At 72.9% G+C, this 17,482-nt stretch carries 11 protein-coding genes; 8 read left to right on the top strand and 3 right to left on the bottom strand.

Translation table 11 applies throughout. From position 1 onward, the window contains the following. The first annotated feature begins 18 nt into the window (after window positions 1–18). Together recN and ACFY01_RS20300 are read left to right on the top strand one after the other, a co-directional pair. A complete protein-coding gene (gene recN, locus ACFY01_RS20305) occupies window positions 19–1,761 on the top strand; it encodes a DNA repair protein RecN (RefSeq protein ID WP_390737087.1) in 1,743 nt (580 codons plus the stop codon). Window positions 1,762–2,209: 448 nt separating this feature from the next. Next, window positions 2,210–3,346, top strand: a complete 1,137-nt coding sequence (locus tag ACFY01_RS20300; RefSeq protein WP_390737086.1) for a glycosyltransferase family 4 protein — start codon at window positions 2,210–2,212, stop codon at window positions 3,344–3,346. Window positions 3,347–3,491: 145 nt separating this feature from the next. Here the strand turns inward: ACFY01_RS20300 and ACFY01_RS20295 are convergent, their stop codons facing one another. The 3 genes from ACFY01_RS20295 to ACFY01_RS20285 form a co-directional block, all read right to left on the bottom strand. Next, window positions 3,492–5,138 carry a PucR family transcriptional regulator gene (locus ACFY01_RS20295; protein WP_390737085.1) on the bottom strand — a complete coding sequence of 549 codons (1,647 nt, stop codon included), beginning with the start codon at window positions 5,136–5,138 and terminating at the stop codon, window positions 3,492–3,494. Window positions 5,139–5,213: 75 nt separating this feature from the next. Beyond that, window positions 5,214–6,551 (bottom strand): FAD-binding oxidoreductase, encoded by a 1,338-nt coding sequence (locus tag ACFY01_RS20290; RefSeq protein WP_390737084.1) that lies wholly within the window; start codon window positions 6,549–6,551, stop codon window positions 5,214–5,216. Window positions 6,552–6,622: 71 nt separating this feature from the next. Next, window positions 6,623–8,425, bottom strand: coding sequence for a glycoside hydrolase family 15 protein (locus ACFY01_RS20285; RefSeq protein ID WP_390737114.1), 1,803 nt, complete (start codon window positions 8,423–8,425; stop codon window positions 6,623–6,625). 522 nt (window positions 8,426–8,947) lie between these two features. On the opposite strand from ACFY01_RS20285, the gene ACFY01_RS20280 reads away from it, so the two are divergent. The 6 genes from ACFY01_RS20280 to ACFY01_RS20255 all read left to right on the top strand — a co-directional run bounded on the left by ACFY01_RS20280 (window position 8,948) and on the right by ACFY01_RS20255 (window position 17,157). Then, window positions 8,948–10,615, top strand: a complete 1,668-nt coding sequence (locus ACFY01_RS20280; RefSeq protein ID WP_390737083.1) for a CTP synthase — start codon at window positions 8,948–8,950, stop codon at window positions 10,613–10,615. An 82-nt stretch (window positions 10,616–10,697) separates the two neighbouring features. Next, window positions 10,698–11,324 (top strand): NUDIX domain-containing protein, encoded by a 627-nt coding sequence (locus ACFY01_RS20275; protein WP_390737082.1) that lies wholly within the window; start codon window positions 10,698–10,700, stop codon window positions 11,322–11,324. A 415-nt stretch (window positions 11,325–11,739) separates the two neighbouring features. After that, complete coding sequence (locus ACFY01_RS20270) at window positions 11,740–13,806, top strand: AAA family ATPase (protein WP_390737081.1); 2,067 nt, start codon at window positions 11,740–11,742, stop codon at window positions 13,804–13,806. 137 nt (window positions 13,807–13,943) lie between these two features. Further along, complete coding sequence (gene ald / locus ACFY01_RS20265) at window positions 13,944–15,068, top strand: alanine dehydrogenase (protein WP_390737080.1); 1,125 nt, start codon at window positions 13,944–13,946, stop codon at window positions 15,066–15,068. Window positions 15,069–15,469: 401 nt separating this feature from the next. Beyond that, entirely contained in the window at window positions 15,470–16,606 is a 1,137-nt protein-coding gene (locus tag ACFY01_RS20260; RefSeq protein ID WP_390737079.1) for a ParA family protein, read from the top strand. After that, the gene (locus ACFY01_RS20255) at window positions 16,591–17,157 is read left to right on the top strand and encodes a hypothetical protein (protein ID WP_390737078.1); all 567 of its coding nucleotides are present in this window, start codon (window positions 16,591–16,593) and stop codon (window positions 17,155–17,157) included. Before ACFY01_RS20260 ends, ACFY01_RS20255 begins: the two co-directional genes overlap by 16 nt. The last annotated feature ends 325 nt before the right edge of the window (window positions 17,158–17,482 follow it).

Here is a 17,482-nt window from a genome sequence, read left to right as displayed (position 1 = left end):
TCCGTGGCCGGACCTCGTATGGTCTTCTCCGTGCTGGAAGAGATGCGGATACGGTCACTCGGGGTCATCGACGACGCCGTCGTCGAGCTGTCGCCCGGGTTCACCGCCGTCACCGGTGAGACGGGTGCGGGCAAGACCATGGTGGTCACCAGCCTGGGGCTGTTGCTGGGCGGGCGGGCTGATCCGGCGCTCGTGCGGATCGGGGCCGGGAAGGCCGTCGTGGAGGGGCGGATCGCCGTGCCCCCGGAGGCCTCGGCCGTCGTACGGGCCGAGGAGGCCGGGGCCGAGCTGGACGACGGGGCGCTGCTGATCAGCCGTACCGTTTCCGCCGAGGGACGCTCCCGGGCGCACCTCGGCGGCCGGAGCGTGCCGGTGGGGCTGCTCGCCGAGCTCGCCGACGACCTGGTGGCCGTGCACGGGCAGACCGACCAGCAGGGGCTGCTGAAGCTGACCCGGCAGCGGCAGGCGCTCGACCGGTACGCGGGCGACGCCGTCGCCGTGCCGCTGGCCAAGTACGGCGAGGCCTACCGGCGGCTGCGGGCCGTCGCGGCCGAGCTGGAGGAGATCGTCACGCGCGCGCGTGAGCGGGCCCAGGAAGCCGACATGCTGCGGTACGGGCTCGACGAGGTCGCGGGCGTGGAGCCACGGGCCGGCGAGGACGTGGAGCTCGCGGAGGAAGCGGAGCGGCTGGGGCACGCGGAGGCGCTGGCGTCCGCCGCCACGGCCGCGCACGCCGCCCTCGCGGGCAATCCCGAGGACCCCGAGGGCATCGACGCGGCCACCCTCGTGGCGGGCGCACACCGGGCCCTGGAGGCCGTGCGGTCGCACGATCCGGCGCTGGCCGCCCTCGCCGACCGGATCGGTGAGATCGGGATCCTGCTCGGCGACGTGGCGGGCGAGCTCGCCGGGTACGCCGACGACCTGGACGCCGATCCGCTGCGGCTGGCCGCCGTGGAGGAGCGCAGGGCGGCGCTGACCGCCCTCACGCGGAAGTACGGGGACGACATCAACGCCGTCCTGGCGTGGGCCGAGCAGGGCGCCGCGCGGCTGACCGAGCTGGACGGCGACGACGAGCGGATCGGTGAGCTGACCGCCGAACGGGACGCGCTGCGCGCCGAACTGGGCGGGCTGGCGCAGGCCCTGACGGACGCCCGGACGGACGCCGCCGAGCGGTTCGCCGCCGCGGTGACCGCCGAGTTGGCCTCGCTCGCCATGCCGCACGCGCGCGTGTCCTTCGACATCCGGCAGACCGAGGACCCGGAGGGCGTCGAGGTCGGCGGGCGCACGGTCGCCTACGGACCGTCGGGCGTGGACGAGGTGGAGCTGCTGCTCGCCCCGCACCCGGGCGCCCCGCCGCGGCCCATCGCCAAGGGCGCGTCCGGCGGTGAGCTGTCGCGCGTGATGCTCGCCGTGGAGGTCGTGTTCGCGGGTACGGACCCGGTGCCGACGTACCTCTTCGACGAGGTCGACGCCGGTGTCGGCGGCAAGGCGGCGGTCGAGATCGGGCGGCGCCTGGCGAAGCTCGCCAAGACCGCGCAGGTCGTGGTCGTCACCCACCTTCCGCAGGTCGCGGCCTTCGCCGACCGGCAGCTGCTGGTCGAGAAGACCAACGACGGGTCCGTCACCCGGTCCGGTGTGAAGGTGCTCGAGGGCGAGGAGCGGGTCCGTGAGCTGTCCCGGATGCTGGCCGGTCAGGAGGACTCGGAGACGGCTCGCGCCCACGCGGAGGAACTGCTGGCAACGGCCCGGGCGGACATGTAGCCGGTGGGCTCGCGGGCGGTGGCGGCGGCACGTCCGGACTCGCCGCCGCACCGGCCCGCGCCCGTGACCGCCGCCCCGCGCCGAGGCGCCCGGCGGACGGGAGCGCTGGGAGCCGGGGAAGCACGCCGGGCGGACCGCTGAGCCGTATGCGGGGCCGGCGAACGCCGACGTGGTGGCCGTGTACGGCGATCGTGTGACGGCTTGGGCGCGCTTCCGGGGAAGCTCGGGCGGGTGGACGGTTATTCACTCGTGTGGGTGTGGCTCAGTCGCCGTAGGGGCCGTACCCGGCGGGATCGGAGCTCCCGGGGGTGCCCGGAACACCCGTACGTGCTGGCATCCTTGGCAGGGAACCCGGTAGGCGTAGGAGGCGCGCGGCACACCCCTCCGCCCGATACCTTCTGTACGTCCCTTCGTGACCGCCCGACGCCGAACCAGGAGCCCCGGCCACGTGAGCCCCGCGAGCAGTACCTCACCGCACGGTCAGTCGCCGCTGCGCACCGTGCAGGTCCTGGGCGGAGGCAACGCCGGCAGCAGCGCGCACGTGCGCTCCCTGGCCGCCGGACTGGTCGCGCGGGGCGTGCGGGTCACGGTGTGCGCCCCCGTCGAGGCGGATCACACCTACGACTTCACCGGCGTCGGCGCCGACCACGTGCACGTGCCCCGCAGCAGCGACCCGGTGTCGGTGGCGGCGCTGCGGGCGGCCTGCTCGCACGCGGACCTGGTGCACGCGCACGGGCTGCACGCCTCCTTCCGGGCCGTGCTGGCGCTCAGCGGCCGGCGCACCCCACTCGTCGTCACCTGGCACAACCGGGCCGAGGCCGAGGGCGCGCGGGCGCATCTGCTGCGGGTGCTGGAGCGACGGGTGGCGAAGACGGCCGCCGTGGTGCTCGGCACGACCTCCGACCTCGTGGACCGGGCGCGCCGCACCGGAGCCCGCGACGCCCGGCTCGCCGCCATCGCCCTGCCCGGGGCGCGCCCACCGGTGGACCAGGACGACCCGGACCGGCTGCGGCCCAAGGCCCGGGCCGAACTCGGCGCCACCGGCCGACCGTTGCTCATGGCGGTCGGCTCCCTCGACCGGCAGCGGGGCTACGACGTCCTGCTGGACGCGGCCCGTCTGTGGTCCCGCCGGGACCCCGTGCCGCTGCTCGTCATCGCGGGGGAGGGGCCGCTGCGACCGGAGCTCCAGCGGCGGATCGAGGAGGAGGAGCTGCCGGCCCGGCTCGTCGGACGCCGGGACGACATCGGTGAACTGCTCGCCGCCGCCGACATCGCACTGCTGTGCAGCAGCTGGGAGTCCCGCTCCGTCCTCGCCCAGGAGGCCCTGCACGCGCGCGTGCCGCTCGTCGCGACCGCCGTCGGCGGTATCCCCGACCTCGTGGGCGACGCCGCCGAACTCGTCCCGTACGGCGACGCGGAGGCGCTCGCGGGCGCCGTCGAGGGGCTGCTCGGCGACCCCGAGCGGTGCGAGGAGCTCAAGGACAGGGGCCTACGGCAGGCGGCCACCTGGCCCACCGAGGACCAGACGGTCGCCCAGGTCCTCAGCGTGTACGACGAGCTGACCCAGCCTTTGCCGCTGCCCTGAGCCCCGCAGCGCGGTCGAAGCGGTCCGCCCCGCCTGTCGCGTCGGCCCGACGCTTGGGCGCGGCCCGGCTCCCCGCCCGCGGGCGGGGTCCGGCCGGCGTCGACGCGGCCCCGCCCGTTTCCCGCGACCCGATCCGCCGGACGGCCTACGGCACGTGCCGGCGGGCCCGTAGCGCCAGGCTCAACGCCAGTACCGTCTGCGGGTCGTCGAGGTCGGTGCCGAGCAACTCGCCGATGCGGGCCAGGCGGTTGTAGAGCGTCTGGCGGTTGAGGTGCAGCTCGCGGGCGGTCTCGGCCTTGCGGCCCGCATGGGCCAGGTACGTCTCCAGCGTGGGCAGCAGCGGCGGCTTGGAGCGGTGGTCGTGGTCGCGCAGCGGGCCGATGGCCCGGTCCACGAAGGCCGCGAGGTCGGGGTGGTCGCGCAGCCGCCACAGCAGCAGGTCGATGTCCAGGCGCCGGGCGTCGTACCAGGGCCGGTCGCTCAGGCCCTGCGCCGCCGTCGCCGTCTCCGCCGCGTGTCTGAGCCCGGCCGACGCCGCCGCCCAGCCACCGGCCACCCCGACGACCACCACGGGCGGCTGGGCCCCGGGCCGCTGCATCCCCGCCCGTTCCACCCCGGCCCGCAGCGCCGCCGCGACCCGGTCCGCGACCGCCGGCCGCTCCGCCTCCGAGCGCAGTCCCACCAGCAGCGGGACCCGGCCCTCGACCGGCCGCACGCCGAGCAGCACCGGCACCCCGACCGAGGCCAGCTCCTCGGCGACCGCGCGGGCCAGGACCGCCCAGCCCCCGCCCGGGGAGAGCGCGTCGCCGAGCCGCATCACGACCGGCAGCAGCGGACTGCTGCCCGGCTTGAAGCCCAGCACCCGGGCCTGCGCCGGGGCGTCCTCCGCCGCGATCCGGCCCTCGGCGAGATCGGTGAGGAAGTCGCCGCGCCCCCGCGCCGCCAGCTCCTCCTCCTGCCGGGCCTGCATCAGCACCACGGCGAGGATGCCCGCGGCCCGTTCGGCGGCCATGCGGTGCACCGGGGCGAGCGGCCCCAGCACGGGCAGCAGCACCAGCCGGGCCCGCACCGAACCCGTGCCCGGGCCGCCGCCGGGCACGTCCACGAGCACGGAACCGGCCGGCGGCGGGGCGTCCTTGTGCGGGCCGCGCAGCCCCTCCCAGACCTGAAGGGGATCCGTGCCCTCGGGCCCGGCCCCGGCGGCGTACAGCAGCTGGCCGTCCGTGGTCTCCAGGAAGACCGGGTTGCCGCTGAAGCCGGCCAGGATGCCGAGCACCTGCGGCACCCCGCCGCCGCCGAGGAGGGCCTCCGTGCAGCGCCGGTGCACCTCCTCCGCCCGCTGGAGCAGCGCGTAGTGGCCGTTGACGATCTCGGTGTGGATCTCCTCGGTGACCGTGACGAAGGGCACCTCGCGGTGCAGCTGGACCAGCGGCAGCCCGGCTCCGCGGGCGGTGTCCACCAGGGCGGCGGGCAACCGAGCGAAACGCGGCCCCAGCTCCACGACCAGCGCGGCGATGCCCCGTTCGGCGAGGGTGCGGACGAACGCCCGCTGCTCGGCCGGGCGGGTGCCGAGACCGTAGCCGGTGGTGAGCAGCAGCTCGCCGCCCTTGAGCAGGGAGGCGATGTTGGGCACCTCGCCCGCGTGCACCCAGCGGACGGTGCGCCCCAGCCGGTCGGCGCCCGCCAGGATCTCCGGCAGGCCGCTGCGCAGCCCGGGCAGCTCCAGGGCTCGCTGAACGGTGATCCCGGCACCCTGGCCGGCGAATCCGTCCTTGTCCGCACTGCTGTTCATGCAGCGGACGCTACCTGCGAAAACTCCTGGAAGACAGCTTCGGTACGCGCCGGGGGCGACGACCTGTGCAGCGACCTACACCGGCCTGACGTTGTGGTTGAAGCGGAACACGTTGTCCGGGTCGTACGTCCGCTTCACCTTTTCCAGCCGCAGCAGGTTCCCGGCACCCAGGCCCGCCCGGACCCGCTCGGGCCCCTCGTCGCCGGCCAGGCCGAGGCAGACGGCGCCGGCGTTCCAGGGCCGGACGTCGGCGCGGGCGTCCCGGACCCAGGCGAGGGCCCGCTCGTCGTCGGCCGGGTCCGCCCAGCGGGCGAGGGGGTGCGTCACCCAGGCCGCGCCCCGGTAGGGGACGGGATAGCGGTCGGGCCCGGCCGCGGCCGCACCGCCGAGCGGGAAGAGCGTGTGCCGGGACCCGCTCGGCACGGGCACGGCCTCCGCACGGGCGCAGAAGCCGTCCACCAGGTCGTCGGGCAGACCGGTCAGGCACTGAGCCGACCAGTGGGCGCGCGGCCCGGGACCGAGGTCCAGCAGGCGCAGCGCCCCGGCGCCCGGCAGCTCCGCCTCGTGCGGCAGCGCGAGCAGCGGCTGGGCGAGCCCCCGCAGGCCCGCCGCACCGCCCGCGTACGTCAGCAGCGCGCCGTACACCGGCCTGCCCGCGGTCGGATACATCACGGCGCCGCCCACCTGGTCGGGGCCGTCGGCGATGATCTCGCGGAAGGCGCGCACCATCTCACGCCCGTTGCCGGGGAGGTACAGCAGCAGCGCGACGGAGAACTCCGGCAGCTCGTGCAGTTCCAGGGTGAGCGCGGTGGCGATGCCGAAGTTGCCGCCGCCCCCGTGCAGCGCCCAGAACAGCTCCGGGTTCTCGTCGGGGTTGGCGTGGACGCGTTCGGCGTCGGCGGTGACGAGCTCGACGCCGATCAGGTCGTCGACGGCGAGGCCGAAGGCGCGGTCCAGCAGACCGGTGCCGCCGCCCAGGACGAAGCCGCAGACGCCGATGCCGGAGGCCCGGCAGCCGGTGGTGGCGAGGCCGTACGGCTGGGCGGCCCGGTCGAGCCCGCCCATCGTGGCGCCGCCTTCGACCCGTACCGCCTCCGCCGCCGGATCGACGGTCACCGCGTGCATCCGGCGCAGGTCCACCAGGAGCGTCCCGTGGTCCGGCGGCGGTCCCGCGAGACCGTGTCCACCACCGCGCACGGCGATGTGCAGGTCCAGTTCCCGGGCGAAGCGCACCGCCCGTACGACGTCCGCCTCGTGCGCGCACCGGGCGATCACCGCGGGCCGCCGGTCTGCCCTCGCGTCGAAGAACGCGCGGGCCTCGTCGTAACCCGGGTCCCTGGGCGCGAACACGTCGCCGGCCAGATCCGCACGCAGCGCGTCGAGCGCCGCGCCCGCCCTGGAGTGGGAAGCCATGGCGACCCCCTTCCGCAAGGGTGTCGCTGAGGGTGCCGCTTCCAGCCTAGGCGGGTGCGCCGCGCATGGCGTCAGCCGCCGTACGCGCCCGAAGCCGTCAGCCGCAGAGCCGTGTCGATCAGTGGAACGTGGCTGAAGGCCTGCGGGAAGTTGCCGACCTGGCGCTTGAGCCGCGGGTCCCACTCCTCGGCGAGCAGACCGAGGTCGTTGCGCAGGGACAGCAGCTTCTCGAAGAGCTTGCGGGCCTCGTCCACGCGGCCGATCATCGCCAGGTCGTCCGCCATCCAGAACGAGCAGGCCAGGAAGGCGCCCTCGTCACCGGGGAGACCGTCGACGCCCTCGTGCTCGCCCTCCGTCGGATAGCGCAGGATGAAGCCGTCCGACGTGGACAGCTCGCGCTGGATCGCCTCGATGGTGCCGATGACCCGCTTGTCGTCCGGCGGCAGGAAGCCCATCTGCGGGATCAGCAGCAGCGAGGCGTCCAGTTCCTTCGAGCCGTAGGACTGCGTGAACGTGTTGCGTTCCTTGTCGTAGCCCTTCTCGCACACGTCCCGGTGGATGTCGTCGCGCAGCTCGCGCCACCGCTCCAGCGGGCCGTCGGCGTCGCCGGACTCGATCAGCTTGATCGTGCGGTCCACCGCGACCCAGGCCATGACCTTGGAGTGCACGAAGTGGCGGCGCGGGCCGCGCACCTCCCAGATGCCCTCGTCCGGCTCGTCCCAGTGGTCCTCCAGGTAGCGGATCAGCTTCAGCTGGAGCAGGGAGGCGTAGTCGTGGCGGGCCAGGCCGGTCATGTGGGCCAGGTGCAGGGCCTCGGTGACCTCGCCGTACACGTCCAGCTGGAGCTGGTGCGCGGCGCCGTTGCCGACCCGGACCGGGGCGGAGTTCTCGTAGCCGGGCAGCCAGTCCAGCTCGGCCTCGCCCAGCTCGCGCTCGCCTGCGAGGCCGTACATGATCTGGAGGTTCTCGGGGTCGCCGGCGACGGCCCGGAGCAGCCACTCGCGCCAGGCGCGGGCCTCCTCGCGGTAGCCGGTGCGCAGCAGGGAGGACAGGGTGATCGCCGCGTCGCGCAGCCAGGTGTAGCGGTAGTCCCAGTTGCGGACGCCGCCGATGTCCTCCGGCAGGGAGGTCGTGGGGGCGGCGACGATGCCGCCGGTCGGGGCGTACGTCAGGGCCTTCAGCGTGATCAGCGAGCGGATCACCGCCTCGCGGTACGGCCCGTGGTACGTGCAGTGCTCGACCCACTCGCGCCAGAAGTCCTCCGTCGCCTCCAGCGACTGCTCGGGCTCCGGCAGGGGCGGGGCCTCCTTGTGGGAGGGCTGCCACGAGATGGTGAACGCGATCCTGTCGCCCGGGGCGACGGTGAAGTCCGCGTAGGTCGTCAGCGACTTCCCGTACGTCTCGGCCTCCGTGTCGAACCACACGGAGTCCGGTCCGGCGACGGCGACCGTACGGCCCTCGTGCTTGTGCACCCACGGCACCACCCGGCCGTAGGAGAACCGCATCCGCAGGGCCGAGCGCATCGGCACCCGGCCGGAGACGCCCTCGACGATCCGGATCAGCTGGGGCGCCCCGTCACGCGGGGGCATGAAATCGGTCACGCGGACCGTGCCGCGCGGGGTGTCCCACTCCGACTCCAGGATCAGCGAGTCGCCCCGGTAGGTGCGCCGGGCGGCCGTGGGGGGTTCGGAGTCGGCCGCGTGGGCCGGACCGAGCCGCCAGAAGCCGTGCTCCTCGGTGCCCAGCAGACCGGCGAAGATGGCATGGGAGTCGAAGCGGGGCAGGCACAGCCAGTCCACTGTCCCGTCCCGGCAGACCAGGGCAGCGGTCTGCATGTCTCCGATGAGTGCGTAGTCTTCGATGCGCCCGGCCACGTGCATCTCCAGTCGAACGGCCACGTCGCCCCCCGGCAGATAGGGGGCTGTCGCTAGTGCGGTCAAGGGGTCGTTGTTATGCGTCGTTGAGCGGTGAAGCAAAGCAGCCCGCCGAGCCCTGAGGCAAAACGACAGTCTTTGCTCAACGAACTGACGAGCTCTCGTTGTTCCGGTGCTTACGGGCGGGGGTGGTGCCGTGTTCTCCGGACGGGCTCGGCAGCGAGTGTCCGAGCAGGATACGACGCACGTAGATGATCCGCGTCCCGCTCCGGGCAACCCGTGTGAGCCGAACGAGTGAGCCTCGGGTGAGAAACCCGTGCTCGTGGCACGTCCGTGGCGGTCCGTGCGCGGAGCGTGGCCGGAAGCCATCTCTCCGAGGCGCTGATACCCTGGTAGCCCGTGGACCGGTGGGCACGAAACCCCCGAACCGCAGCGACGGCGCCTCCGCGAGTAATCCCTGATTCTCCGGGCCGGCAGCCGGACAGCACCCCAGACCGCGACCACGGGAGCCCCCTCTTGGCCATGCCGCCCGCTGCTTTCCGAACCAGCACAGCCACGACGACCAAGCACATCTTCGTCACCGGGGGTGTCGCCTCCTCTCTCGGCAAGGGCCTCACGGCCTCCAGCCTCGGCATGCTGCTCAAGGCCCGCGGTCTGCGCGTCGTGATGCAGAAGCTCGACCCGTACCTCAATGTCGACCCGGGCACCATGAACCCGTTCCAGCACGGTGAGGTGTTCGTCACCAACGACGGCGCCGAGACCGACCTGGACATCGGACACTACGAGCGCTTCCTTGACCGCGACTTGGACGGCTCCGCCAACGTCACTACAGGCCAGGTGTACTCGACCGTCATCGCCAAGGAGCGGCGGGGCGAGTACCTGGGTGACACGGTGCAGGTCATCCCGCACATCACCAACGAGATCAAGCACCGTATCCGGCGCATGGCGACGGACGAGGTGGACGTGGTGATCACCGAGGTCGGCGGCACGGTCGGCGACATCGAGTCGCTGCCGTTCCTGGAGACCGTCCGCCAGGTCCGCCACGAGGTCGGCCGGGACAACGTCTTCGTGGTGCACATCTCGCTGCTGCCCTACATCGGCCCCTCCGGCGAGCTGAAGACCAAGCCGACCCAGCACAGCGTGGCCGCGCTGAGGAACATCGGTATCCAGCCGGACGCGATCGTGCTGCGGTGCGACCGCGAGGTCCCCACCGCGATCAAGCGCAAGATCTCCCTGATGTGCGACGTCGACGAGGCGGCCGTGGTGGCCTGCCCGGACGCCCGCTCGATCTACGACATCCCCAAGACGGTGCACGGCGAGGGCCTGGACGCGTACGTCGTCCGCAAGCTCGACCTGCCGTTCCGTGACGTGGACTGGCGGACCTGGGACGACCTGCTCGACCGCGTCCACAACCCCGACCACGAGATCACCCTCGCCCTGGTCGGCAAGTACATCGACCTGCCCGACGCCTACCTCTCGGTGACCGAGGCGCTGCGCGCCGGCGGCTTCGCCAACCGGGCCCGCGTCAAGATCAAGTGGGTCACCTCGGACGACTGCAAGACCCCGGCCGGCGCCAAGGCCCAGCTCGCCGACGTCGACGGCATCTGCATCCCCGGCGGCTTCGGCGACCGCGGTGTGCTCGGCAAGGTCGGCGCCATCCGCTACGCCCGCGAGAACAAGATCCCGCTGCTCGGCCTCTGCCTGGGTCTCCAGTGCATCGTGATCGAGGCCGCGCGCAACCTGGCCGACATCTCCGACGCCAACTCCACCGAGTTCGACCCGGCCACCGCCCACCCGGTCATCTCCACCATGGCCGAGCAGCTCGACATCGTCGCGGGCGAGGGCGACATGGGCGGCACCATGCGCCTGGGCATGTACCCGGCGAAGCTGGCCGAGGACTCGATCGTGCGCGAGGTGTACGACGGCAAGGAGTACGTCGAGGAGCGGCACCGGCACCGCTACGAGGTGAACAACGCCTACCGCGCCGAGCTGGAGAAGAAGGCCGGCATCCTCTTCTCGGGCACCTCGCCGGACGGCAAGCTCGTCGAGTACGTCGAGTACCCGCGCGACGTCCACCCCTACCTGGTCGCCACGCAGGCGCACCCCGAGCTGCGCTCGCGGCCGACGCGTCCGCACCCGCTGTTCGCCGGCCTGGTGAAGGCCGCCGTCGAGCGGAAGATCTCGAAGTAACACAAGAGTTGTACGGTGGCCGGGGCGCTCGCATCACAACGATCGCGCCCCGGCCGCTCGTGCACGTGTGGAAGGACAGGGCATGACGATCAAGGACACCCCGGTGGAGTGGGAGATCCGGGCGACGGAGACCCCCTTCGTGGGCAACAAGACCTCCGTCCGCACGGACGACGTGGTCATGCCCGACGGCTCGGTGGTCCGCCGCGACTACCAGGTCCACCCCGGTTCCGTGGCCGTCCTCGCCCTGGACCACGAGGACCGCGTCCTGCTCATCAAGCAGTACCGCCACCCCGTCCGGCACAAGCTCTGGGAGATCCCGGCCGGCCTGCTCGACGTACCGGGCGAGAACCCGCTGCACGCGGCGCAGCGTGAGCTGTACGAGGAGGCGCACGTCAAGGCCGAGGACTGGCGGGTGCTCACCGACGTGTACACCACGCCCGGCGGCTGCGACGAGTCCGTGCGGATCTTCCTCGCCCGCGGCCTGTCGGAGGCCGAGGGGGAGCGCTTCGAGGTGGAGGACGAGGAGTCCGACATGGAGCACGCGCGCGTGCCCGTCGACGAGCTCGTCCGCGGGGTGCTCGCCGGCGATCTGCACAACAACTGCCTCGTCGTCGGCGTCCTGTCGCTGGTCGCCGCCCGCGCCGGCGACGGGCTCGACGCGCTGCGCCCGGCGGGGGCGCCGTGGCCGGCGCGCCCGTTCGAGTCCTGAACCGGGCCGCCGCCCCCAGGGCCTGCTGTCGAAAGTCCCGCCGTCCGCCCGGGAGGGCGGCTCTCGCGCCCGCCGCGTTGAGGGAGCCTGGTGCCCGAGCCGGCCGCACTGCGCGCCGGGCGGCTGACCGCGGTCGGCCCGGCTGCCGGTGGCGCGGGGCCGGCTCGTGGAGGCCGACGAGGCCCTCGCCCGAACGTCCGGGGCGACGGGGGCACCTGCCGGCCGAAGGCTGGGGAGGAATTTTCGGAGCGGGCCCGAGCGGCCGAACCGGTGTGACGATCGCCTGATCCGATCGGGGGATGTATCCGCCGTGCTCCTCCCGGACCGTTGCAGAGCGTGAACTAGGCTCTGCAAACGCCCGGACCGGAGTCCCGGCGGGCGCCGGTGTGCGGTTGGTTGGACGGGAGTGTGGCCCGTGGCGGAACAGGCGGTGGACACAGGCGGTGCGCGGCAGTCCGGCAAGTCGGCCGCGCCGAGTCATTTCCTGGGCCGTACACGGGAGTTGAAGGAGCTGCGCGCCGACATCGAGCGCGCGGGCCTGGACACCCTCTCCGGCCGCAAGACCCCCCGCGCGCGCGTGCTCCTGATCGCCGGCCGCCCCGGCTCCGGTCGCACGGCGCTCGCCGAGGAACTCGTACGGCAGGTCGCCGAGCGTTACGAGGACGGTGTGCTGCGGGTCCGTCTCAGCGACCCCGACGGTACCCCGGTCCCCGTCGAGCGCACCGCCCGCGAACTACTCACCGCCCTGGGCCTGCCCACCCCGCCCGGAGCCGCCGAGGACGATCTGACCGAGGCACTGCGGGCGGCCCTGGCCGAGCGCCGGGCGCTGCTCCTGCTGGACGACGCGGCGAGCGCCGAGCAGGTCGACGCGCTGCTGCCGGACGCCCCGGACTGCCTGGTCGTCGCCGTGTCCGGCGGCCCGCTCACCGGGATCGCGGACGTCCGCCCGTGCACCCTGGGCGGCCTCGACACCAAGTCGGCGCTGGAACTGCTGACCCGCTTCACCGGCTCGGTCCGCATCACTGTCGACCCGCGGGCCGCCGAGAACCTGGTCGAGGTGTGCCAGGCCCAGCCCGCCGCGCTCGTCCTGGCGGGCGGCTGGCTGGCCGCCCGCCCCAAGATGGCGGTGTCCGACCTGGCCAAGCGCCTGCACGCCGAGACCGACGAGGGCACGCCGCTGTCCCGGGTCTTCCGGTTCGTCTACGACCAGCTGCCGGGCCCGGCAGCCCGGATACTGCGGCTGCTCTCCCTGGCCCCGGCCGGCCTGGTCGACCCGCACACCGCCTCCGCGCTGGCCGGCACCTCGGTCAGCGCCGCCCGCGCCGCCCTGGACGACTTCGTCGCCCTGGGCCTGCTGCGGGCGGTGGCCTCCCCGCTGCCACAGTACGAGGTGCCCGGCTGCCTCCAGCCCCTGCTGCACGCGCTCGCCGAGACCCAGGACCGGCCCGGCGAGCTCCAGCTGGCGCGTGCGCGCATGCTGGAGCGGACCGTGCGGCTGCTCCAGTCCTGCCGGGCGATCACCGAGACGGACCACCCCGAGCTGCGCGAGAAGCTCCAGGGCATGCCCGCCGAGGTGCGCTTCCCGACGCCGAGGGCGGCCGAGGACTGGCTGCGCATCCGCCGGCCCGCCCTGCTGGCCGCGGCCCGGCTCGCGGTCGCCGACGGGGAACTGGACACACTGGCCCGCCGACTGATGTCCCAGTTGGTCAGGGCCATGGCGGCACACTTCGGCACCGAGGCGGCCGCGCCCGACCTGTACGGCGTGCACCGCCTCGTCCTGGACGTGGCCGAGCGCCGGAACCTGCCCCGGGAGCGGGCCGCCGCCCTGCTGAACCTCGCCGACCTCGACGCCCGGACCGGGCGCACCCGGGAGGCGCTGGCCCGCTACCGGGCCGCGCTGGACGCCGGACGCCAGGCGAACGACCCGTACGCGGCCGGCCGCGCGATGGAATCCGTAGGGGGCGCCCACCAGGAGCTGGCGGACTACGACCGGGCCGCCGACTGGTTCGGGCGAGCGCTCGCCCAGCGCCTGGCCCGGGGGGAGCGCGCGGACGCCGCCCGGCTGTACGGCCGTATCGCGGGCGCCCACACCTTCGCCGGCCGTTACGGGGAGGCGCTCAGGAACTGGCGGGCGGCCGGCGCCGTGTACCGCAAGGACGGTGACATCGCCGCCTACGCAAGGGCGTTGAGCGAAGTGGCCCGGGTCCAGGAGTACGCCGGCCGGCCCACGGAGTCGTTGCGCACCTGCCAGGAGGCGGTGGAGTGGGCGCGCCGCGCCGAGGACCCCCGCCTCCAGGCCGCGATCCAGCTCCGCCTCGCCGACACCCTCGAGCGCCTCGGCGACTCCGCCGCCGCCCGACTGCACCGCTCGGCGGCCGAGCGCATGCTGGGGGAGGGGCCCGAGGAGGACCCCGATGGCGAGAAAGAGCCGGAAGACGACGCCAGTGCCTGCGAAATCCGTAGTGCTTCCAGCGAAGATTGATGCAATGAAAGGCTAGACAGCCGGAACACCTTCATTAAACTGGCTCTGCCGCACGTTCTCCGGCGGTGTCTCCCGGTGTGCCCCGGCATGCCTGGGTATGTCTAAGTAGTGCCCCCACACCCTCTGAGCCAAGGACCGTGATCGACGTGAAGGTCGGCATCCCCCGCGAGGTCAAGAACAACGAGTTCCGGGTGGCCATCACCCCCGCCGGCGTGCACGAGCTGGTGCGCCACGGCCACCAGGTGGTCGTCGAGCGGAACGCCGGTGTCGGCTCCTCGATCCCGGACGAGGAGTACGTGGCGGCCGGCGCGCAGATCCTGGAGACGGCCGACGAGGTCTGGGCCTCCGCCGACCTGCTGCTGAAGGTCAAGGAGCCCATCGCCGAGGAGTACCACCGCCTCCGCAAGGACCAGATCCTCTTCACCTACCTGCACCTGGCCGCTTCGAAGGAGTGCACGGACGCCCTCCTGGAGTCCGGCACCACGGCGATCGCCTACGAGACGGTCGAGCTCGCGAACCGCGCCCTGCCGCTGCTCGCCCCGATGTCCGAGGTCGCGGGCCGCCTCGCCCCGCAGGTCGGCGCCTACCACCTGATGGCCGCGGCCGGCGGCCGCGGTGTGCTGCCCGGCGGTGTGCCGGGTGTGCCGGCCGGCAAGGCCGTCATCATCGGCGGCGGTGTCTCCGGCTGGAACGCCGCGCAGATCGCCATCGGCCTGGGCTTCCACGTGACCCTGCTCGACAAGGACATCAACAAGCTCAAGGAGGCCGACAAGATCTTCGGTACGAAGATCCAGACCGTCGTCTCCAACGCCTTCGAGCTGGAGAAGGCCTGCCTCGACGCCGACCTCGTCGTCGGTGCCGTGCTCATCCCCGGCGCCAAGGCCCCGAAGCTGGTCACCAACGAGCTGGTGTCCCGGATGAAGGCCGGAAGTGTCCTTGTCGACATCGCGATCGACCAGGGCGGCTGCTTCGAGGACTCCCACCCGACCACGCACGCCGAGCCGACCTTCCGGGTCCACAACTCGGTCTTCTACTGCGTCGCCAACATGCCCGGCGCGGTGCCCAACACCTCCACCTACGCGCTGACCAACGCCACGCTGCCGTACATCGTGGAACTGGCCGACAAGGGCTGGGTGGAGGCGCTGCGCCGCGACGCCGCGCTGGCCAAGGGCCTCAACACGCATGACGGCAAGGTCGTTTACCGGGAGGTCGCCGAGGCGCACGGCCTGGAGCACGTGGAGCTCGAGACCCTGCTCGGCTGACCCCGGTCACCAAGTCGCCAAGACGCATAAGGCGATACGTCAACACTGGTCGTCAACGTGCCGCACCCGGCCGGACCTTGCCCGACAAGGTCCGGCCGGATGTGTGTATGGTCACTTTGCGACTTGCGGTCAACTCGCCTCGAACGTAACCCTTCGACCGATTCGCACACCGGTGAAACCTGCTGTGCGACGGCCGTACGCCCTTGACAGCGGGATGTTTCATTGCCGACACATCCTGCCGGGTCCGGCGGATTGTGTTGCTGCGGACCGCCGACACGCCATAGAGTCGCCAACCGTCGGCATGGTGCCACGCTGACCTGTCTAGAAGTTTCCTGGTCACCAAGGAGGTAAGACGACTTGTGAATGAGTCGACATTTTCTCCCGGGGGTGGTCAACCAGGAATGCCTGCGCGGGGCCAGGGCTCCACAGGGCTCGAGGCTGTCGGCTCCGTCGCTGTCCGAACCTTCGCAGCCCAACAGAGCCAGTGCAGCCCCCACATGGCTCTGTCAGCACTCCAGAGCATGGATGGCCATCACGTGAACGCCATGGCCGGCGACGGAAGTGGCGCGCCCCACAACCACTTCGCCGACTACGACGAACTGCCCGAAGGGCACTTCTACGACCCCGACGCCGAGTACGAGCCCGATCCCGAGTACGCGGCCACGCTCGCGCCCGACGCGGCCCGACAGCGCCGTGAGCGCGTCGGTCCGACCGGACGCCCGCTGCCGTACTTCCCGATCCCGGGCCCGCTGACCGACCACGGCCCCGCGAAGATCATCGCGATGTGCAACCAGAAGGGCGGCGTCGGCAAGACGACGTCGACCATCAACCTGGGTGCCGCGCTCGCGGAGTACGGCCGGCGTGTGCTGCTCGTGGACTTCGACCCGCAGGGCGCGCTGTCGGTCGGTCTCGGTGTCAACCCGATGGAGCTCGACCTCACCGTCTACAACCTGCTCATGGAGCGGGGCATGTCCGCGGACGAGGTGCTCCTGAAGACGGCGGTCCCCAACATGGACCTGCTGCCCAGCAACATCGACCTGTCCGCCGCCGAGGTCCAGCTGGTCTCCGAGGTCGCTCGCGAGTCGACGCTCCAGCGGGCGCTGAAGCCGCTGCTGCCCGACTACGACTACATCGTGATCGACTGCCAGCCCTCGCTCGGTCTGCTCACGGTGAACGCGCTCACGGCCGCCCACAAGGTGATCGTCCCGCTGGAGTGCGAGTTCTTCGCGCTGCGCGGTGTCGCGTTGCTCACCGAGACCATCGAGAAGGTCCAGGAGCGGCTCAACCCGGATCTGGAGCTCGACGGCATCCTCGCGACCATGTACGACTCCCGCACCGTGCACAGCCGCGAGGTGCTGGCACGCGTGGTCGAGGCCTTCGACGACCACGTCTACCACACGGTCATCGGCCGCACGGTCCGCTTCCCGGAGACCACGGTCGCCGGCGAGCCGATCACCACGTACGCCTCCAACTCCGTCGGTGCCGCCGCCTACCGCCAGCTCGCCAGGGAGGTGCTCGCCCGGTGTCACGCCGAGTGAGTCTGCCCGGGGCCGACGAACTGTTCCGTACGACAGGGGGGATGGCGCTCCAGGCGTCCACTCCCCGGCGCCAGGCGGGCGGCGAGGCCCGGGTGCCGGCTCCCGCCGGGGAGAGCGACCCGGCGGCCGCCTCGGCGGAGGACGCGCCGCAGGCCGTCCCCGTGCAGAGCGGTGACGGTGACGGCGCGGAGCACGTGGCGGCGGTCGAGACGGAGCCGGCCGAGGGCGGTGAGTCCCGCGACCGGGAGCGCTCCGCGCGTGCCCGGACGGCGGCGCAGGAAGGTTCTGCCGCCGCCGCGCAGCCGCGCAAGCGGGGCCGGGCCGCCGCGCGCCGGCCCAGCGGGCGCGAGCGGCACGACGAGAAGATCACGGTGTACGTCTCCGCCGAGGAACTGATGGACCTCGAGCACGCCCGCCTCGTCCTGCGTGGCGAACACGGCCTGGCGGTCGACCGCGGCCGCATCGTCCGCGAGGCGGTCGCCGTGGTACTGGCCGACCTCGAATCCCGCGGCGACGCGAGCATCCTGGTACGGCGGTTGCGGGGCCGGTAGGGCCTTGCGGGGTGGCTGTCCTTGGGATGGCCGATCCGGAGTGTCCGGGTGACCTGGGCGAATCGGCACGCGGGCATCTGAGCGGTTGCCGTTCGCGGGGCGGCTGCCTGTGGGGCGGCTGGTCTGGGGTCCGCGGTGATGTGCGGTTGTCTCCGGCCGGGTGGCCGGGTGGCCTGGGCGAATCGGCACGGCTCGCGGGTGCCTGGCGGCCGGTCTGGGGCCCATGGTGAGGCGCTGCTGTCTCTGGCTGGGTGGTCCGGGGTGGCTGGGTGGCCTGAGTGAGTCGGCGCGCGGGTGCGTTGCCGGGGCCGGGAAGTGGTGGTCC

The organism is Streptomyces sp. NPDC001480 (assembly GCF_042894725.1).
GTDB lineage: Bacteria > Actinomycetota > Actinomycetes > Streptomycetales > Streptomycetaceae > Streptomyces.
The sequence above is the reverse complement of the archived record's forward strand: the minus strand, read 5'-3'. Positions and strand labels throughout refer to the sequence as shown.

What these genes read in the sequence shown, in the direction of transcription:
- ACFY01_RS20275 (WP_390737082.1), top strand. Translation starts at nt 10,698, where the DNA reads ATGACGATCAAGGACACCCCGGTGGAGTGGGAGATCCGGGCGACGGAG.
- recN (WP_390737087.1), top strand. Translation starts at nt 19, where the DNA reads ATGGTCTTCTCCGTGCTGGAAGAGATGCGGATACGGTCACTCGGGGTC.
- ACFY01_RS20290 (WP_390737084.1), bottom strand. Translation starts at nt 6,551, where the DNA reads ATGGCTTCCCACTCCAGGGCGGGCGCGGCGCTCGACGCGCTGCGTGCG.
- ACFY01_RS20280 (WP_390737083.1), top strand. Translation starts at nt 8,948, where the DNA reads ATGCCGCCCGCTGCTTTCCGAACCAGCACAGCCACGACGACCAAGCAC.
- ACFY01_RS20260 (WP_390737079.1), top strand. Translation starts at nt 15,470, where the DNA reads ATGCCTGCGCGGGGCCAGGGCTCCACAGGGCTCGAGGCTGTCGGCTCC.
- ACFY01_RS20295 (WP_390737085.1), bottom strand. Translation starts at nt 5,138, where the DNA reads ATGAACAGCAGTGCGGACAAGGACGGATTCGCCGGCCAGGGTGCCGGG.